General features: G+C 46.1%; 16 protein-coding genes and 1 pseudogene. 5 read left to right on the top strand and 12 right to left on the bottom strand.

Annotation, left to right across the window (positions count from 1 at the left end; all coding sequences use genetic code 11):
- The 3 genes from QUA42_RS08860 to QUA42_RS08870 all read right to left on the bottom strand — a co-directional run.
- The coding region (locus QUA42_RS08860) for a tetratricopeptide repeat protein (RefSeq protein ID WP_333136949.1) at window positions 1-1,423 on the bottom strand (1,423 nt) is incomplete at its 3' end.
- A gap of 256 nt (window positions 1,424-1,679) precedes the next feature.
- A complete protein-coding gene (locus QUA42_RS08865) occupies window positions 1,680-2,972 on the bottom strand; it encodes an ATP-binding protein (protein ID WP_333136951.1) in 1,293 nt (430 codons plus the stop codon).
- 238 nt (window positions 2,973-3,210) lie between these two features.
- Complete coding sequence (locus tag QUA42_RS08870) at window positions 3,211-4,968, bottom strand: serine/threonine-protein kinase (RefSeq protein ID WP_333136953.1); 1,758 nt, start codon at window positions 4,966-4,968, stop codon at window positions 3,211-3,213.
- A gap of 612 nt (window positions 4,969-5,580) precedes the next feature.
- Between QUA42_RS08870 and QUA42_RS08875 the strand changes: the two genes are divergently transcribed.
- The 3 genes from QUA42_RS08875 (at window position 5,581) to QUA42_RS08885 (ending at window position 7,939) form a co-directional block, all read left to right on the top strand.
- A complete protein-coding gene (locus QUA42_RS08875) occupies window positions 5,581-7,011 on the top strand; it encodes a form I ribulose bisphosphate carboxylase large subunit (protein ID WP_190660564.1) in 1,431 nt (476 codons plus the stop codon).
- 136 nt (window positions 7,012-7,147) lie between these two features.
- Window positions 7,148-7,558 carry a RuBisCO chaperone RbcX gene (gene rcbX / locus QUA42_RS08880; RefSeq protein ID WP_333136955.1) on the top strand — a complete coding sequence of 137 codons (411 nt, stop codon included), beginning with the start codon at window positions 7,148-7,150 and terminating at the stop codon, window positions 7,556-7,558.
- A gap of 45 nt (window positions 7,559-7,603) precedes the next feature.
- Entirely contained in the window at window positions 7,604-7,939 is a 336-nt protein-coding gene (locus tag QUA42_RS08885; protein WP_333066767.1) for a ribulose bisphosphate carboxylase small subunit, read from the top strand.
- A 407-nt stretch (window positions 7,940-8,346) separates the two neighbouring features.
- Here QUA42_RS08885 and QUA42_RS08890 read toward each other — a convergent pair whose 3' ends face one another.
- The 3 genes from QUA42_RS08890 to QUA42_RS08900 form a co-directional block, all read right to left on the bottom strand.
- A complete protein-coding gene (locus tag QUA42_RS08890) occupies window positions 8,347-8,667 on the bottom strand; it encodes a hypothetical protein (RefSeq protein ID WP_333136957.1) in 321 nt (106 codons plus the stop codon).
- A gap of 163 nt (window positions 8,668-8,830) precedes the next feature.
- A complete protein-coding gene (locus QUA42_RS08895; RefSeq protein ID WP_333136959.1) occupies window positions 8,831-9,064 on the bottom strand; it encodes a hypothetical protein in 234 nt (77 codons plus the stop codon).
- A 10-nt stretch (window positions 9,065-9,074) separates the two neighbouring features.
- On the bottom strand, window positions 9,075-10,298 hold the full coding sequence (locus QUA42_RS08900; RefSeq protein ID WP_333136961.1) for a hypothetical protein: 1,224 nt from the start codon (window positions 10,296-10,298) through the stop codon (window positions 9,075-9,077).
- Between the two features lie 254 nt (window positions 10,299-10,552).
- Between QUA42_RS08900 and QUA42_RS08905 the strand changes: the two genes are divergently transcribed.
- A complete protein-coding gene (locus tag QUA42_RS08905; RefSeq protein ID WP_333096050.1) occupies window positions 10,553-10,822 on the top strand; it encodes a hypothetical protein in 270 nt (89 codons plus the stop codon).
- Between the two features lie 106 nt (window positions 10,823-10,928).
- On the opposite strand, the gene QUA42_RS08910 is transcribed toward QUA42_RS08905, so the two are convergent.
- Window positions 10,929-11,303 (bottom strand): hypothetical protein, encoded by a 375-nt coding sequence (locus tag QUA42_RS08910; RefSeq protein ID WP_333136964.1) that lies wholly within the window; start codon window positions 11,301-11,303, stop codon window positions 10,929-10,931.
- Window positions 11,304-11,564: 261 nt separating this feature from the next.
- On the opposite strand from QUA42_RS08910, the pseudogene QUA42_RS08915 reads away from it, so the two are divergent.
- Window positions 11,565-12,134: pseudogene (locus QUA42_RS08915) on the top strand (Uma2 family endonuclease).
- A gap of 7 nt (window positions 12,135-12,141) precedes the next feature.
- Here QUA42_RS08915 and ruvC read toward each other — a convergent pair.
- The 5 genes from ruvC to QUA42_RS08940 form a co-directional block, all read right to left on the bottom strand.
- Entirely contained in the window at window positions 12,142-12,675 is a 534-nt protein-coding gene (gene ruvC, locus QUA42_RS08920) for a crossover junction endodeoxyribonuclease RuvC (RefSeq protein ID WP_333136966.1), read from the bottom strand.
- A gap of 96 nt (window positions 12,676-12,771) precedes the next feature.
- Entirely contained in the window at window positions 12,772-13,887 is a 1,116-nt protein-coding gene (gene bchI / locus QUA42_RS08925) for a magnesium chelatase ATPase subunit I (protein ID WP_333136968.1), read from the bottom strand.
- Window positions 13,888-14,202: 315 nt separating this feature from the next.
- Window positions 14,203-14,319: a DUF4926 domain-containing protein gene (locus tag QUA42_RS08930; RefSeq protein ID WP_333136971.1), complete on the bottom strand. Its 117-nt coding sequence runs from the start codon at window positions 14,317-14,319 to the stop codon at window positions 14,203-14,205.
- A 199-nt stretch (window positions 14,320-14,518) separates the two neighbouring features.
- Window positions 14,519-14,665, bottom strand: coding sequence for a DUF6883 domain-containing protein (locus tag QUA42_RS27685; RefSeq protein WP_445301298.1), 147 nt, complete (start codon window positions 14,663-14,665; stop codon window positions 14,519-14,521).
- Window positions 14,666-14,781: 116 nt separating this feature from the next.
- Window positions 14,782-17,304 carry an EAL domain-containing protein gene (locus QUA42_RS08940; protein WP_333136973.1) on the bottom strand — a complete coding sequence of 841 codons (2,523 nt, stop codon included), beginning with the start codon at window positions 17,302-17,304 and terminating at the stop codon, window positions 14,782-14,784.
- Between the last annotated feature and the right edge of the window lie 205 nt (window positions 17,305-17,509).

Genomic DNA, 17,509 nt, shown 5'->3' on the forward strand with positions numbered 1-17,509 from the left:
AACTGGGATGGTCTTCAGGAAGCGATCGCCTGTCTATTTCCACAGCTTGCAAATACAGCGGTTCCGCTTCCGAGTCCCTGCCTTGATCACGATAAAGTTCGGCTAAATTGTTGAGGTCAATAGCTAAATCGGGATGGTCTTCAGAAAGCGATCGCCTGTCTATTTCTAATGCTTGCAAAAACAGCGGTTCCGCTTCCCAGTACCTTCCTTGGGATTTATAAAGTCCGGCTAAATTGTTGAGGTGAATAGCTAAATCGTGATGGTCTTCAGGAAGCGATCGCCTGTCTATTTTTAATGCTTGCAAAAACAGCGGTTCCGCTTCCGAGTACCTTCCTTGGGATTTATAAAGTCCGGCTAAATTGTTGAGGTGACTAGCTAAATCGGGATGGTCTTCAGGAAGCGATCGCCTGTCTATTTCTAATGCTTGCAAATACAGCGGTTCCGCTTCCGAGTACCTTCCTTGGGATTTATAAAGTGCGGCTAAATTGTTGAGGTGACTAGCTAAATCGGGATGGTCTTCAGGAAGCGATTGCCTGTCTACTTCTAATGCTTGTAAATACAGCGGTTCCGCTTCCGAGTACCTTCCTTGGGATTTATAAAGTCCGGCGATGTAATTTAAACTACTTGATAATTCCAGTTCCACATCTAACTCTTGCTGAAGGGCGATCGCCTTTTTAAAATAGTCGATCGCCAATTCATACTCATCCTGAAAATTTTCGCACTCTCCCGACTTGATCCTTCTGTAATAAATCTTCCCCATACTCGCATAAAGACTTGCCAAACTGGGGTCTTCGAGGCCTTTTTTCTGTTCGGTTCGCGCGATTAAATCCTGCAAATCTTCCAGCGGAATCAAACTCGGCGGTTCGCGATCGTCCTCTTCAACTAGGGAGCGAAACGGTTCAAATTCAGTTTTGGGAACAGCCGCAGTTTTTTTCGTATCAAAGCGAAACACACCTTTGCGCCAACTCCAAAAATCAGGAGATTCATTGCTAATCAGAATTTCAATTTGTCGCGTCACCCACAAGACAATCGAAAACGGAAATTCCCGCAATGCTTCCCGCGTCCATTGCAAATAGCCAAAAAACACTTGTTGTTCCGATCGACTTTCGCCAAATTGTTTAAAAAACCGCAGTTTCTCCACACCCGTCACGGTGATCACGGCTTTTCCCCGCTGCTGCAAATATGCTTCTTGTTTGACTAAATTGGCCAGCGCCGATCGCAAACTCGGTTCACCCCTCGCCAATTCTACGCGATAGCGGCGGATATCTGGTTCGAGTTCTGCTTCATAATACGAAATCAGGCGATCGCGACAGTCGCTATCATCGCAAACTGCGATTAGCAAGTTGAGAATATCTTTACCCGCTTCAATTGACACGAGTAAATCTTCATAATTATCTTGGTTTTGACTGTTGAGATTCGACATAATTGATTGTCATTTGTATCGAAGTCTCGATCCCCCTAAATCCCCCTTAATAAGGGGGACTTTGAGAATACTCTTGTCCCCCCCTTATTAAGGGGGACTTTGAGAACACTCTTTTCCCCCCCTTCTTAAGGGGGGCTAGGGGGGATCGACTTTGGACTCAGACATTACCTTAGTCCCCTTTGCTGGGCCGAAAATTTGTGCGATCGCGTTGCTAGCGGTTTCAACCGCCGAGTTTAATTGTTGAGTATAAAAGAAATTATTGAAGCGGAAAATCATCTCGCTGCTTTAACAATTCTAGCACGATCGGGTGAATGTCGTACCACAAAACAGCATTGCGATATTCCAAAACATATAACCCATGCAGCAAGTCCAAAAAGCCTTGTGCTTTCGGGTCGGCAGGTTTAAAATCTCTGTAAGTTGCTATCAACATCTCATAATCAGTTGTCCCTAAACGGGTATCAAAATCGATCCGCAATTTATTAATCGCTTCCTCAAACACCTCAGCATTAATTTTAATTGCAGCTTCTGGATTCCGTCGCACCAACCGCAAACAAATGCGGCAGCATTCGTTTGCAATTCTAATCAATTCTCGCAATACTCCACCGCTGTATGCGACAAGGCGATCCAGGGTTTCTGGTTCGATCAATTCGCTTCCCAAGCGTTTAGCTAAAATCTCTTTCAATCTCGCCGCCGGTTCCGCCATTGCAACAGCATCAGCATTCCGGCTTTCCCCGCGTTTAAACAGCTTAGTTACTGGCATGAACACGATTTGATCGTTAGTTTCCGTTTCCACGGTAGCGGCCAAAGAGACATCTCGCAGCGCCGAAATAGGAGTTGTTAAAATCATCCTAAAATTCGGCAAAAATAGGGCTTTGATATGTTCTTGATAAACTTGGCGAACTACACCTAAATCCAACTTATCCAGGTCATCAATCACTACAATTACGTCTTTTTTGGCGCCTTCTCGAACTACGGCCGCAATCTCGTTAATTGTCGCCACCAAATCAGAAACTTTGCGAATAAACTCTTGTTTTATTTCTTCACGAATCGTCGCATCAGCTTTTAACTTCCCTGTAATCATCTTAAACAAGTTAAAACCGACCGATCCGCTTGCGCCCAATTCGTCAATTTTAGTTTTAGTTTTAGTAGCAAACCAGTTATAAAATGATTCTTTAATTGATTGTTTGATGGGAATTTCCAGTTTTTCTGCTGCATCCATCAACTGAACTGCGATCGCAAACAAGATATTGATATGATTGACATCCGACATTTCAATCAAGTCGGAAATCGAGAAAAAGACTGTAAAATAACGATCGTCCATCTGGCGGCAAAATTCTGCCAAAAGTGTAGATTTACCGCAACCGCGATGTCCGCTAAAAATAATTTTACCCCTACCGGAAGGGTCATCTTCGACTAATTGCTCTAATTGTTCGAGAACTTCCGTCCCGTATTCTACTCGGAAGTTCTCGACTTCTTTCGGAGTTATCAGCGGCGATAACTCCATATTTGCATAGGCTGTCCGAAAGGATTCTAATAATATTTTGGACATGGCACTCTGAGGCTATTATTTAATGTTCTTCATGATTATAAGCTTTCTACCATCTTAATTGTAGATTTTTGACCGGATCTGGGGCAAACCCCACAATAGTTTTTAAAGCCGGAGAGTTCCCATAGCCACCCTTAACAAAAGGGGGACAAGATTACTCAAAGTTGGTCTTTTTAAAGAAAGAACATTTAGGGGGGAGCTGAATTTGAGGTGAAATGTTTAATATTTAATTAGTTAATTCCTACCGCCATCCCAACCACCTGAGCACGGGCACAACTAAATAATGACTTACTCCCAAACAAAGCCCGATCGCACTTCCCAACAAACCAAAAAACACAATTGAGCCCCAAACTTGCAGCCAGCCGAAGGTAACGTTAGACAGTGACAAAATCCCAAAGAAACTCCCCGGAAAAATGTTCCAAGCATTCAGCAACAGAAACATTCCCGTAGAGAAAACAGCCACAACCAAAGCGTGAACTAATTGATGGCTCCGCAAACCCATTCCCACAGTCAAAGAGGCGATCGCAAAAGCTCCCAAAATAACCCCCTGCACACCACTAGAAGCTGTTGCTTCCATCCAGCACAAACCCGCCAACAAATAACCCTGAGCTCCCATCAATCCAGACAGCCAATACTGTTTTTGCTGGCGAAAACTCCCCGCATCCGTCAAACCGATCGCAGTTCCCAACCCCGCAAATCCAAACAGCAGCACTTCCGGCCCGACAGCGAAAGTCATGTTAGGAATTAATTGCTGCAAACCTTCATTCAGAAAACTGGCAATTTGCGGGCCAATAGGCGAAGCATAGCCCAAAACCAAACCGCCGATCGCCCCCGCACATCCACCAACGGCACCCAGCACCATTTCCCAACCCGTATCCAGAGAAGCTACCACGATTTGGGCGATCGCGCCGAACAGCACAACCATCAAACTTCCCGTTTTTTGCGCCCCCGCCACCACTACTTGCCGGCAGAATTCTAAAATAGCTTGACCGATTGGGGCGATCGCGATTTTGCCCTTACTCCTAGCATAAATCTCCTGCAAACGCGCCCGAACATCACCAGCCGTCGCGGGACGCTGCTGCACATTCGATCGCACCATATCGTCCAACAAATTCGCCAAAGCCGGAGTCACAGATACAATGTGGCGCCACCGCAACTCTCCCGTCATCGGATCTTCAATTTCCGCCGGATACTTCCCCGTCAGCAAATGAATACAAGTCCGCCCCAGGGCATAAAAATCCGTCGCCGGCACCACACCGCCGCCCACAATTTGTTCTGGCGGACTGTACCCGGGCGAAATCAACCGCGTCGAACTCCGAGAATCTTTCCCCACGGATTCGACACCGCCCATCTGTTTAACTCCCCCAAAGTCGATCGTCACCAATTGCAGTCCGCCCAAACCCTTGCTTAGCAAAACTTGGGGCGATTCCGGGTCTCGCAGCATCAAATTTGAGGGTTTAATGTCGCGGTGAATAATCTGACACCTGTGCAACTCCTCTAAAATTTCCACAGCTTGACTCAGCCAACTAAACACCCATTCCTGCGGACATCCTTGAGGGTGCTCGTCGAGAACCTCTTCTAAAGTTTTGCCGTGAATCTTTTCCATTACCAAACAAGGCAGTCGCTTCGCCGCAGGATTTCCATCTCCGCCTGCAAAATTTTGGGTTTGGACGTGAAAATAACCGTCAGGCTCGACTCTAGGGACGCCCGGGTGCCGCAAAAGTGCCAAAACCCAAGCTTCTTGCTCGAACAGTTTCAGCGCTTTCGGGGCCGTTTCCAGCAACACTTTCAGGACGCGCTCGGTTTCAGTTTCTGTGTCCCAAACTGTGAAAATTGCTGCAAAGCCCCCGGAACCGAGGCTTTGTAGAGGCACGTAGCGATTTTTTAGTCGCAGCGGAGCCCCGCAACTATGACAAAAATTGTTGCCCCAAGTCTGAGGGTAGGGCCTTGGGCAATCTGGATTGATGCAGTGAACGGCTTTTGAAGGGGGGTGAGGCACAACCAGAGTAAAAATGGGGCTAAATATCCATAGTAGACTTACGCGCTGCTAACGCAGAAACCCGGTTTTCAGCGAGGTTAAATGGCTGTAACGACGGATTTGGTTTGAGAGCACAAGTCCTGTCCATATTATGTGCTATGCTGTCGATTTTTGAGTTGGCGGGCCCAGAGTCACGGGATTTGAGATTTTGGATTTTAGATTGCTACATACTGAATTGTAGTTGAGATCGATCGGGCGATCGATCTTAACTCCCCACGACAACTTTAGGTATTTCTAACTACTTAGCCCAGATCCATTACCCCTTACCAATTCTGATTTTTAAGTATTAAATTCTTTACATAAACCGTATTGATTCGCTGTTCGGCTCGCTGCACAATATCTTTCGCTCGCTCGAAATTCCTCCCCACTCTGCGATCCCCAGCCTTTCCTCCTGCATCCTTCGCCGCTGGCTTTTCATAAGATATGTTACAAATATTTGCCTAATGTAAAGCAAAATAAATAATACTTATGATGATTAAAAGAATATTAAAATTTGAGAGTGACACTTTGTTGATATATTTTTAACAGCCTGCGATCGGGCAAAAAAATTAAGCGAATACTAGGAAGCGAGATATGGCTTACGCGCAAACCCAAACTCAATCAAAGGCTGGGTATAAAGCCGGAGTTCAAGACTATAAACTAACGTATTACACGCCGGACTACACCCCAAAGGATACAGATGTTTTGGCGGCTTTCCGGGTAACACCGCAGCCGGGAGTTCCGCCAGAAGAAGCAGGCGCTGCTGTAGCTGCTGAATCTTCCACAGGTACATGGACAACTGTGTGGACTGACCTCCTGACCGACCTCGACCGCTACAAAGGTCGCTGCTACGACATCGAGCCAGTTCCCGGTGAAGACAACCAATACATCTGCTTCATTGCCTATCCTTTGGATTTGTTTGAAGAAGGTTCCGTCACCAACTTGCTGACCTCTTTGGTCGGTAACGTGTTCGGTTTCAAAGCTCTGCGCGCTCTGCGTTTGGAAGACTTGCGGATTCCCATTGCTTACCTGAAAACCTTCCAAGGCCCTCCTCACGGTATTACCGTTGAGCGGGACAAATTGAACAAGTACGGCCGTCCTTTGCTGGGTTGTACAATTAAGCCCAAATTGGGTCTGTCTGCTAAGAACTACGGTCGTGCCGTTTACGAAGTTCTGCGCGGCGGTTTGGACTTCACCAAAGACGACGAAAACATCAACTCGCAACCGTTCATGCGCTGGCGCGATCGTTTCTTGTTCGTTCAAGAAGCTATTGAAAAAGCTCAAGCAGAAACCGGCGAAGTCAAGGGTCACTACCTCAACGTAACTGCCCCCACCTGCGAAGAGATGATGGAGCGGGCTGAGTTCGCTAAGGAAATCAAAACCCCCATCATCATGCACGACTACCTGACCGGTGGTTTCACTGCTAACACCACCTTGGCCAAATGGTGCCGCCGCAATGGTATTTTGCTGCACATCCACCGCGCCATGCACGCAGTTATCGACCGTCAGAAAAACCACGGTATCCACTTCCGCGTGCTTGCCAAGTGCTTGCGGATGTCCGGCGGCGACCACCTGCACTCCGGTACAGTTGTGGGTAAACTCGAAGGCGAAAAAGGCATCACGATGGGCTTCGTAGACTTGATGCGTGAAGACCACATCGAAGAAGACCGCAGCCGCGGTATTTACTTCACCCAAGATTGGGCCTCCATGCCCGGTGTCATGCCGGTTGCTTCTGGTGGTATCCACATCTGGCACATGCCGGCTTTGGTGGAAATCTTCGGCGACGACTCCTGCTTGCAGTTCGGCGGCGGCACCTTGGGCCACCCTTGGGGTAATGCACCTGGTGCAACTGCTAACCGCGTTGCTTTGGAAGCTTGCGTCCAAGCTCGTAACGAAGGCCGCAACTTGATGCGCGAAGGCGGCGACGTGATCCGCGAAGCTTGCAAATGGTCTCCTGAACTGGCTGTTGCTTGCGAACTCTGGAAAGAAATCAAGTTTGAGTTCGAGGCAATGGATACCCTTTAAGGATTTTTGGTTGGAGATTTTAGGTTTTAGGTCGCAAACTTGCTAGGAAGTCTTTATCTTTGAAGAAGATTTACAAGTAAGTTTGCATCCAAAATCTAAAATCCAAAATCTAAAATTTGAGGGGGCTGGGGTCAAAATGGATCTCAAACAAGTTGCGAAAGACACCGCTAAGGTGCTGGCAAGTTACCTAACCTATCAATCCGTGCGGATGGTGGTCGCTCAGTTGAGCGAAACCAATCCTCCTTTGGCAATCTGGTTGAACGACTTTTCCACGAAGGCCAAAATCCAAGATGGAGAAGCATACATTCAAGAGTTGCTGAGGGAAAATCAAGATTTAGGATTTCGGATCATGACTGTGCGAGAGTATCTGGCTCACGATGTGACAGAATATTTGCCAGAAATGGTTTGTACTGGCATTCAACAGGCGAATATGGAACACAGACGCCAGCATTTAGAGCGAACTACGCAACTTAATTGGTCTGTTTCTAGCAGTAATCCTGAAACATCAATAGATTCTGAACCGAATCTGGATAATTTGTCGAGTTAATCGATCGACAAGTGCGATCGAACACACACCTTAGAGATACAAAAAATGAAGACTTTACCTAAAGAGCGTCGTTACGAAACTCTGTCCTATTTGCCCCCGCTGACAGACGCGCAAATTGCCAAGCAACTCCAGTACATCTTGGATCAAGGCTACATTCCCGGCGTAGAATTCAACGAAACCTCTGCCGCTGAAATGCGCTACTGGACTCTGTGGAAGCTACCTTTGTTTGGTGCTCGCAGCGTCAAAGAAATCATGACAGAAGTTCAAGCTTGCCGTCAAGACAATCCTAGTTGCTACATCCGCGTCATGGGTTTTGACAACGTGAAGCAGTGCCAAGTGCTCAGCTTCATCGTGCACAAGCCGAACACCAGAGGCTACTAAAAAATATTGGCTGGCGAATCTAACTTTTAGGTTAACAGTCATTGGAGATTGGAGGCGGGGAATTTTCTCTGCCTCTTTTTTTATGTTTGTACTAAGGACTTTAATCCTTATTCTTCCTTTTGCTATAGCTTACAAATAGCTTTTAAAACTTGCAGCAACAAAATTGAAGGTTCGGGTTCCATCTAACTCAGAAAGGACATTAGCTGATAGGTTGGGGGATTTCCTCTGCAGATATGGACAAACTGATAAAACTCTCCGCTAGTTGCAAATTCCCAAACAGACTCTTGATATTCTAAACTTTTAGAGGCATAAGTTAGAAGTTGGGGCAAACCAGCGGGGGGAGCAATTAGACTATTTTTAGATTTTATTACTAAAATCCAAAATGGTAGATCAGCGGCAATTTGTTTCTATTTATTGATTGCTAAAATGTCAAATCGGCCTGTAATCGTTGTGTCTTCATATTCTATAGTTATGCTAGCAATGTCTTGTTCTAGACTCATCTTGATTGGGCTGCGGTAGAAGCCAGCCAATCGCATTAAGGGAAACGTAATTAAAGCCTGTACCAGTCCTTCAGAGACTCTTTCTACTGAGAGGTATTCGCGAAAATCGTTGCGAATTTGGGCGAGTTCTAACTGTTCTATCTCTGTTAAGGATTCTAAGGATAAAAATTTTGTGTACGTGTCATTATTAAGCTGATATTGGAATTTTAAAAAAATGACTGACTTCACCGAGCGTTATATTTTTGGGGTTAATAGTTGTTGTCATCTTTGATAGTTATTTAAGTTTTAATTAATTAAAATTATAACATAACCCTAATTCTCATATAGGTTTGTAATAAGGACTTTAGTCCTTTCAACCTGGACCTTAAGGACTAAAGTCCTTACTACGAACCTAATCTCTCCTTTCCATCACACTCCCATCAACTATTTCATAACCCCAATTAAAGTGTCGATTTGCCAACTGCTGGGCCATGTCATATTCGCCCAAATAGCAGAGTTCAACTAACTTTTGATATCCTTCATATCTTTCTCGCTGCAACCTTTCCTGTCGCCGTCTTTCTCTCTCTTCTTCAGAAGGATTTGCTCGCTCTTCCCCCAGCGGGTTAATCTCGCTAATTCGTTTCATATCCGCCTCATTAAAAAGGGATTGATTCGACTATTTCACCGTCAACTATTTCGTAGCCCCATTCTGGGTTGGCAGCGATTTGTTTTTCTACTAGACTTCTGCCGAGAGGAGTTTGGTATGCTTTTTGCAAAGAGGAAATACTGGGGATTTCGGCGGGAGTTGGGGATTCTTCTTGTTCAAGTTGTAGCGGTTCAGCAATTGTTTCAGATGTGGATTGATTTAAGACTGATTGAGGGGCGATCGCCCCTAACTTCTGCATAACGCTATCCTTGGTGATTTGCGGTTTTTCGTTGAAGGAAGAGGGCAGATATGGTGTTTCAACGCCCTGCTGTTTTGCTTTGATCGCATCATCAGCAAGACGATCGCACTTTCGCAGAAATCCCTCCCACAAATCTTTGCCCAAAACCGGGTTTCTCAAGTCAGCACGAGCTTTAGAGACTGCTGCTTCTAGGGGTTCGCCTTTGTGCACGTAATACTGAATTCGCTCTTCTTCAAAAGCAGGATAAGGCACTTCCGGCTCGATTTCCCAATCTCGCTTAACTTTTTGACTTTCTCCTAAAGGAATTCCGGCGATAAATTCATCCCAAAAAGTTGAGGTTAAGCCTTTTGTCATGCTGTCAATAATTTTAAAGGCCCATCCAGAAGGATTGCCAAATCCTAAGCTGCGCTCTTGAGCATATGCTTCTAAAGCTCGCTGAAAGTTGTGCAGTTGTTCTTGGGAATCCCAAGGGCCGCTAAATCGGTAATTAGGCGTGACAGCAACGGCTATTTGCTGGCGGGGCTGCCCGAAATATTTGTCGGTTTTAACTACATGATTTGGGGGTGATGTTTCGCGGAAGATTGCTACAGGGTGATTGTTATTTTCGCGGCTTATCGGTGTTATAATATCTGGCGGATTCGGTGTCCCAAAGTTATTGAGTTTTTCCTCGAAAGCATCAATGTCCGCCCAGAGTTCTAGGGTATCCGTGTTGGGATTTATTAATTTTTCTTTCAGCAGTGCTCGCAGTTTTAGCTGCTTTCTCGCTAATTCCTGTTCTTCCTGATTTAAACCCGTTGCTTTTTCTATTTCTGTGCTGTTAGTTTTCACCCATTCGCCGGAGTTGGACTTTTGTGATTGCCATTGCAATAATTGGCAAAGAAAAATACTCGCCGCGACTCCGCCGGTAATTGTGGCGAGTTTGGGATAGTAGATGGCGGGGTTTCCTAGATTTCCTAAAAATATTCCTATTTTCATTTTGTATATTCTTAATTCCCTTGAATCTTAGGGTTATTATTGGCGCAGCTTAGCTTGAATTCTAGGGGGCGCATCGGGGCAGCTTACCTCAACTAAACTAGCATTGAGAAACTTAAGATTTTCTTTAAGCTTCTGTCTATTCCTGACTGAATGGAGTTTCTAGAGTAAAAACGGGGATCGCTTATTCGATCGCCTGATTGACAGGGCTGAGTTAAACGTAATAATAAATTATTTACTGTACAGCTTCTGCCAAAATGAATCCAGAACGCCAAGAGGCTTATTTGAACTTAATCGAGCGAGTGCTTACTTGTCCCAACGGCCAAGAACCAGAGGTTTTGAGTTCGCGTTCCGATTTAATTGATGCGGGATTTGTGCAAATGCTAATCCAGATATCGGCTTCAATGGCGCGCGAAGGTGACGAAGATACTGCTAATTTTTTAGTGCAACTTGCTCGTTTGCTGGGGAAATCTTTGGGTTTGTCGCCGGATTTGAGGCCGGCTGGGTACAGTAGTGCAAAGGGGTAGAAAAGAGTTGCGATCGCCTCGTTGTATCATGTTTTGAGAAATGAGGGCGATTCCCTACCCTTCGGGATAGCTTCGCCTCACCTACTTTTTAAATGTCTGGATTGCCTTATAGTTTATATTCGAGAGGTTCACAAAACTCATCCACCCCTGTTTTAAATACATAAATAATTACCGAAGTCACCAAAATATTAGGGCAAATTTTTGCTGCTACTAAATCTCTAAATGCTGCATTCAATTGTCCGTTTGTCAACTCTTCTTTAACCTCTGATTTGCAGATAGCAACGCGGCATCTTTTGGCCAATCCGTCTAACCAATTTTCCGAGATATTGGGTTCTTGTCCGGCTTGAATTGCTAGAGATATCGCTGCATCTTCAATGTTACCTTCGCAATCTTCGATGGCGTCTAGGGCTTTTAGGGCTTCGGGATATTCGGCTAATTGTGAGCGAAATTGGGCAATTTGTTGTGAGGTAATAATCACCATATTATTTTCCTGTGTTCTCTGCTGGCGGGATAAGTTTAGCAATTAAAGTTGATATTATAGCATTTTTTGATTGAGGTGGGAATTAGGCGCTCGAACTTAATTACATTTTTAACTAATATTTTGCACCTCGCAATAGTCTGGATGGGGCTTAAGCCCTGGTATTAAAGCTTAAGTCCGGGCTATGGGGAGTGATGTTAAAATTGACAAAATGCGGCGCTAAAATAAGTTTGCAGGACTCATATTTTTAGGGAGTTAGGAAAAATGACGACCGTTACTTTAAACTTAGATACTGTCGAACTAACAGATGAACAGTTTTACCGTTTATGCCAGATGAATCGAGATTGGCAATTTGAACGGACACCTAAAGGAGAAATCATTATTATGTCACCCGTAGGCGGAGTCAGCGGCAATCGAGAAACCTATTTAATTACAGATTTGGGCTTGGGGAACCGTAAAATGCAGCTAGGGAGAGTGTTTAGTTATTCTACAATTTTTCGCTTGCCTAATAATGGCTATCGCGCTCCAGACGTGGCTTGGGTTAGCTTAGAAAGATGGTCTGCTTGAACAGCAGAACAACAAGATAAATTTCCGCCAATCTGTCCTGATTTTGTCATATAATTGCGATCGCGCCTAGACCCCCTGCGACCGCTTCAGGAGAAAATGCAGGAGTATCTAAACAGCGATATACGCTTGGGTTGGTTAATTAACGCTCTCGACGAAAAAGTGGAGATTTATCGCCCTTCTGGCGAAGTAGAGATTCGACAATTTCTTGTAAGTTTATCGGGAGAAGATGTCTTGCCCGGATTTGTTCTTAATTTGCCGATGATTTGATATTGCATCAAATTTTTCCTATTTCCAACTGTATTTTCTTCGGACAAATATCATCATCGTACCAACCAGTCAAAGCTACCGCCAAAGCATCCGCCGCATCGTCGGGTTTCGGAATATAACCCAACTCTAACTCCCGCGCCACGGCCTCTTGCACTTCAGATTTATCCGCATTACCGCGGCCGGTCAAAGCTTGCTTAATTTGAGCCGGTGTAAACTCAAAAAGCGGCACTCCACACTGCGCCAATACGAGCGTCAAAACGCCCCGCGCTTGCGCTACAAGTATGGTATTTCCCATCTTGTAAAAAAACAGTTTTTCGGCAATTGCTATATCAGGTTTAATCTGTTCAATTACCTCGTGCAAATCGTCGTAAATTGTTTTCAATCGCTGCCCCATTTCCTGTTTTGGCGTTGTTTGTATGACGCCGCAATCAATCAGGGAAACGGTGTTTTTATCTTGTTGGCCGGGGACAATTTGACAGGAAATTGCCCCGTAGCCAAGATTGGCTAAGCCGGGATCTAATCCTAAAATTCGTTTTTCCATTGCCAGAATTAGTAATTGGAAATGGGGAATAAGGTATGAAAATTTAGGGAAGGTTTCATTACCACCAATTACCCATTACCAATTACCAATTACCAATTACCCCTCAGTTGTTTCTAGGCCGAATACCCGATCGAACACTTTAGTCACTTTATACCCCGAATCTATTGATTCTAGCGGGTCTTTCCGCAACCGGTGCCGCAAACACAGAGTCATCACCCGGCGAATATCGTCCACAGTCACCTCTGTGCGGCACTCCAAAGCCGTGAAAGCTTTCGCAGCCCGATTTGTCACCAAATCGCCCCGCAGCCCGTCTACGTCCAATTCAGCGCAGACTTGGGAGATTTTTACCCGCAACTCTCGATCGATAGTTACCGATTTCAACCTTTCCTGAGCTTCCACCAACTTCTGCTGCATCTCATCTTGTTCGCGCTGGTATTTCGAGAGAAACTCCGCCGGATTTTGGTCAAAACTCGATCGCTGTTCGACAATTTCCACTCTTAAATTGGGATCTTTCACAGTCCGAATTTCTGCGTGCATCCCGAATCTGTCGAGCAACTGCGGCCGCAATTCTCCTTCTTCTGGGTTGCCGGAACCGATGAGAATAAACTTAGCCGGATGGCGGATCGAAATGCCTTCTCTTTCAACAGTATTCCAACCGCTGGCGGCAGAGTCGAGCAAAACATCGACTAAATGATCGTCGAGCAAATTGACTTCATCAACGTACAGAATGCCGCGGTTAGCTTTAGCTAAAAGGCCTGGTTCAAAAGCTTTAACACCTTCCGACAAAGCTTTCTCGATGTCGATCGTACCGCAAACTCGGTCTTCGGTAGCGCCCAGAGGCAAGTCTACCATTTGAACTTTTTTGCGGGCGATTTTAAGGTCAGTTTGAGATAAACTGCGATCGCGCACCTCATCGCTCATCAAATCTGGATCGCTGGGATGACTGTTAAAAGGATCGTCAGCCACCACCTCAATTTCCGGCAGCAAATCAGTGAGGGCGCGGATTGTGGTAGATTTACCAGTACCTCGATCGCCCATAATCATCACCCCGCCAATTTTGGGATCGATGACATTCAACAGCAGCGCCAGTTTCATCTCCTCCTGGCCAACAATCGCAGTGAAGGGAAAAACAGCGCGGCGGGCTGGAGTAGCGGTAACGGTTGGTAGAGCGCCCGCATTTAGGGTATTGCTGACTTCGGCAGTAGGACTCACAGGATAACTCAAAATATAATAATTGCTTGTTTATTGTGACATACAAGCGGACAACAGTCGATCGGCAGCCTTGAAATCCAAGTACAGAGTTTGTCTGATTCCTCTCAAAACCCCGCCAAAAACAGACTATTTCTGAGACACAGAACGCGCCAACTCTAAAATTTGTTGCTGACGTTCCTCAGACAAACGTTGAACCATCGTAGCTAATAGCTCAGATATAGACAACCAACGCCTTTCTTTCGACTTCCAAACCACTAAAAACTGCTCGGTAGACAGAGTACACAAAGCTATCGTTTCACCAGAGTGAGCGCTAAATTATACCTCGTAATTTCCCTCATCATAACCATCTACAATTGCCCCTCTAACACCCTGGTGCAAATTATATTCAGGTAATGTTACTAACAATTCGACTACATCAAATAATTCTGGCACGAGCGTGCTTACCTCCGAACGAATAGTGTTACCAGTCTCGCCCCCTTACTACCCGGTTCTACGATCCCACCTCTACGGACAATCCCCTGCTGTCCCTGTGCACAATTTCCAAGTCTACAGTATAGCGCTGTCCGTGTTTGTAATTTAGTCCTAAAACTGCTTCAGCATCAAGAGTTTTAGCTGAAATCTGTGTTAACAGCTATTCATAGTTTTCTTGGCTAAATCCTAAACGACGCTGAAATATTACAGCTTTATCGCTACCGACTGGATTATCTAAATTAAGAGCATACTCTGTTAATTTTCGAGGATCGATAACGAGAGGGCTGACAAGTTCTTTCAGGTTCATGTTTGTTTACATAAAACTAATTTTAGCATCCAACAGATTAAAGATCTGTTTTGGGAACCAGATCGACTTTCAATTTTAGCTCTAACGTACAATAACTAATAACTAATAACCCACAACTACCACTGCGGCTCGGAAGCCATCAAAGCAGTCGCAGCCTCGCTCGGTAACGCCTTAGCAAAAAAATAACCCTGACCATATTCGCAGCCGATCGACCTCAACCTAGCTAATTGTGCCGCCGTCTCCACACCCTCAGCAATCACATCCATACCCAAAGCGTGAGCCAGCGCCACAATCGTCCGCACGATCGCCACATTCTCCCCCTCGCTTTCAATCTCCATCCGCCCCACAAACGACTTATCAACCTTCAAAGTATCCGTAGGAAACCGACTCAAATAACTCAACGACGAATAACCCGTACCAAAATCATCAATTCCCAACTTGACATTTAACGCTTTCATCTGCTTCAAAACCCCGATCGCCGACTCCACATCCTCCATCACCACACTCTCAGTAATCTCCAACTTCAAACTCTCGGCACTCAAACCCGTTGTTTCCAAAATCACCTGAATGCGATCGACCAAATCCGGCTGAGCAAACTGCTTGCCAGATAAATTTACACTCATAATCAAAGCTTGATCGAAACCAAACATTTCCTCCCACAGCCGCAACTGCCGGCAAGCCTCCTCCAGCACCCACTCACCCAGCGGCACAATTGCACCCGTTTCCTCAGCCACCGGAATAAACTTCATCGGCGGAATCAAACCCCGCAGCGGGTGTTGCCAGCGTACCAAAGCCTCAAACCCAATAATCCTCCCGCTTGCCAAAGATACAAACGGCTGGTAATGCAGCAAAAACTCCTGACGCTTGAGGGCCATCCGCAAATCAGTTTCCAACTGCAACCTCTCCACCGCCAAAGCGTGCATCGAAGCATTAAACACCTGATACCTTCCCGTTCCCAAAGCCTTCGCCCGGTACATCGCCGTGTGGGCGTCCCGCAGCAAGTGTTCCGGCTGTTCCCTGACAGTAGCAGCGGGTTCGCCCCCCAGCGCAATCCCGATGCTTGCCGTCACAAACACCTCCTGCCCCTTCAACTCAAAAGGCACAATTAAAGCTTGGTGAATTCGAGTGGCCAAATCCACGGCACTGTCAACATCAACATTCCTCACCAAAATCGCAAAATCATCACCCCCCACCCGCGCCACAGTATCCCCGGAGCCAATAATCGCCCTCAACCGCAGCACCACCGCCATCAGCAGTTCATCCCCCACCAAATGACCCAAAGAATCATTAATCACCTTAAACCTGTCTAAATCCAGAAACAGCACCGCAAACACATAGCTGCGCCGGCCCCTAGTATTGGCGATCGCCCGCCCCAGGCAATCCACGAACAAATCCCGGTTGGGCAAACCCGTTAGAGAATCGTGAAAAGCATCGTAAAGCTTCCTGTAAGCACTGACACCCACACCAGTCACCACCAAACCCAAAGTCGGCGACACTAACGGTAGCCACCCACCCCCACTAAAAATCCCATAAGTAATCCCCAACAAACACATCAATGCAGCACCCCCAGCCAATCCAGCCCTCGCAGGGTGCTGAATCCGCCAAGCCAAAACCCCGCCAACCATTGCCCAAGCACCGTTCCACAAAATTTCCGCCCATTCCGGCCACACCCAAAACAGCGATCGCCCATCCAAAACCGCACTCAATATTTGGCTGAGCATTTGCGCGTGCAGCAACACCCCCGGCATTTTCGGACTTTGCTTTTTAACTGGGCTGTAAGGCGTCAAAAACAAATCTCTGGTACTCGGTGCCGTCGTCCCGATCAACACAATCTTGTCCTTAACCCAGCTTGCTTCAATTTCTCCCTTCAATACCTGCCTGATACTGACTTGTCGCGCCACCTCCTTACCAGAACGGTATTTGAGCAGAATTTGGTAGCCTTTGGCGTCAATATTTGCATAGCCGCCGCTGTCAGAAGTTAAAGGCACAAATTCTGCCTTTCCCCAGTTGATTTGGTGGGGATGAACAGGGCTATTTTTCTGCTGTACTCTGTCTTTGAGATACAACAAAGCCACTTGCACAGAAAACGAGAAAGCAGTATTCTTTTCTGGTTGCGAGACTGAGAGCAAATTGCGGCGTACAACGCCATCAGGGTCGAGCACGAAGTCGTTAAAACCAACTCGATCGGGCGGTATCCCCGGAGGCGCAGGCACTCCCGGACTTTCTGAATCGCTCAATTGGTTGATCGCCACAACATTGGGTGCTTTCAGCGCGGCCAACAATTCTTGGTGTCCCGGCGCTTGAGGCAAATCCCGGTACAAATCCAAACCGATAACTTTTGGCTGATACTTTTGCAGTTTTGCCAAGGTTTGAGCGATCGCACCGTCGGAAATCGGAAATCTCCCCAAAGCTTGAATATCGGCCTCAGAAATTCCCACTACCAGCAGTCGCGGATCGGGGCCCGCATCTGGCTGCAAGCGCACTAACGAGTCAAAACTCGCCAATTCCAAGCTTTGTAGGCCTCCCAACTGCCGAACTCCCATATTCAGCAGCGTTACAGTCACGCCCGCAAGCATTGCAGGCAAAATCCTGACCCGTCGGTTTTGAGAACTCAGGTTGAGACCAGTTGCGACAGACATGACATATCGAAGATTTCGAGAGAATTTGGCAGTCACAGAAAAAATATGTCGGTGCAAATTAGCTTTGCACAAGTCTGTTCTTACAGAATTGAGCTTAATATGAGATTGAATGTAATTTTTTCAGAACTTGTGCCGCAACCGAGTTTCTTTAAGCTAATTACTCGATTTGGCAAAGTATTTCTCGAATGGGAACCGGGTTTTTGAA

The organism is Microcoleus sp. Pol11C2 (assembly GCF_036701505.1).
Classification (GTDB): Bacteria; Cyanobacteriota; Cyanobacteriia; order Cyanobacteriales; family Microcoleaceae; genus Microcoleus.

What these genes read in the sequence shown, in the direction of transcription:
- ruvC (WP_333136966.1), bottom strand. Translation starts at nt 12,675, where the DNA reads ATGGAAAAACGAATTTTAGGATTAGATCCCGGCTTAGCCAATCTTGGC.
- rcbX (WP_333136955.1), top strand. Translation starts at nt 7,148, where the DNA reads ATGGATCTCAAACAAGTTGCGAAAGACACCGCTAAGGTGCTGGCAAGT.
- QUA42_RS08875 (WP_190660564.1), top strand. Translation starts at nt 5,581, where the DNA reads ATGGCTTACGCGCAAACCCAAACTCAATCAAAGGCTGGGTATAAAGCC.
- QUA42_RS08885 (WP_333066767.1), top strand. Translation starts at nt 7,604, where the DNA reads ATGAAGACTTTACCTAAAGAGCGTCGTTACGAAACTCTGTCCTATTTG.
- QUA42_RS08940 (WP_333136973.1), bottom strand. Translation starts at nt 17,304, where the DNA reads ATGTCTGTCGCAACTGGTCTCAACCTGAGTTCTCAAAACCGACGGGTC.
- QUA42_RS08895 (WP_333136959.1), bottom strand. Translation starts at nt 9,064, where the DNA reads ATGAAACGAATTAGCGAGATTAACCCGCTGGGGGAAGAGCGAGCAAAT.
- QUA42_RS27685 (WP_445301298.1), bottom strand. Translation starts at nt 14,665, where the DNA reads ATGAACCTGAAAGAACTTGTCAGCCCTCTCGTTATCGATCCTCGAAAA.
- QUA42_RS08910 (WP_333136964.1), bottom strand. Translation starts at nt 11,303, where the DNA reads ATGGTGATTATTACCTCACAACAAATTGCCCAATTTCGCTCACAATTA.
- QUA42_RS08865 (WP_333136951.1), bottom strand. Translation starts at nt 2,972, where the DNA reads ATGTCCAAAATATTATTAGAATCCTTTCGGACAGCCTATGCAAATATG.
- QUA42_RS08900 (WP_333136961.1), bottom strand. Translation starts at nt 10,298, where the DNA reads ATGAAAATAGGAATATTTTTAGGAAATCTAGGAAACCCCGCCATCTAC.
- QUA42_RS08905 (WP_333096050.1), top strand. Translation starts at nt 10,553, where the DNA reads ATGAATCCAGAACGCCAAGAGGCTTATTTGAACTTAATCGAGCGAGTG.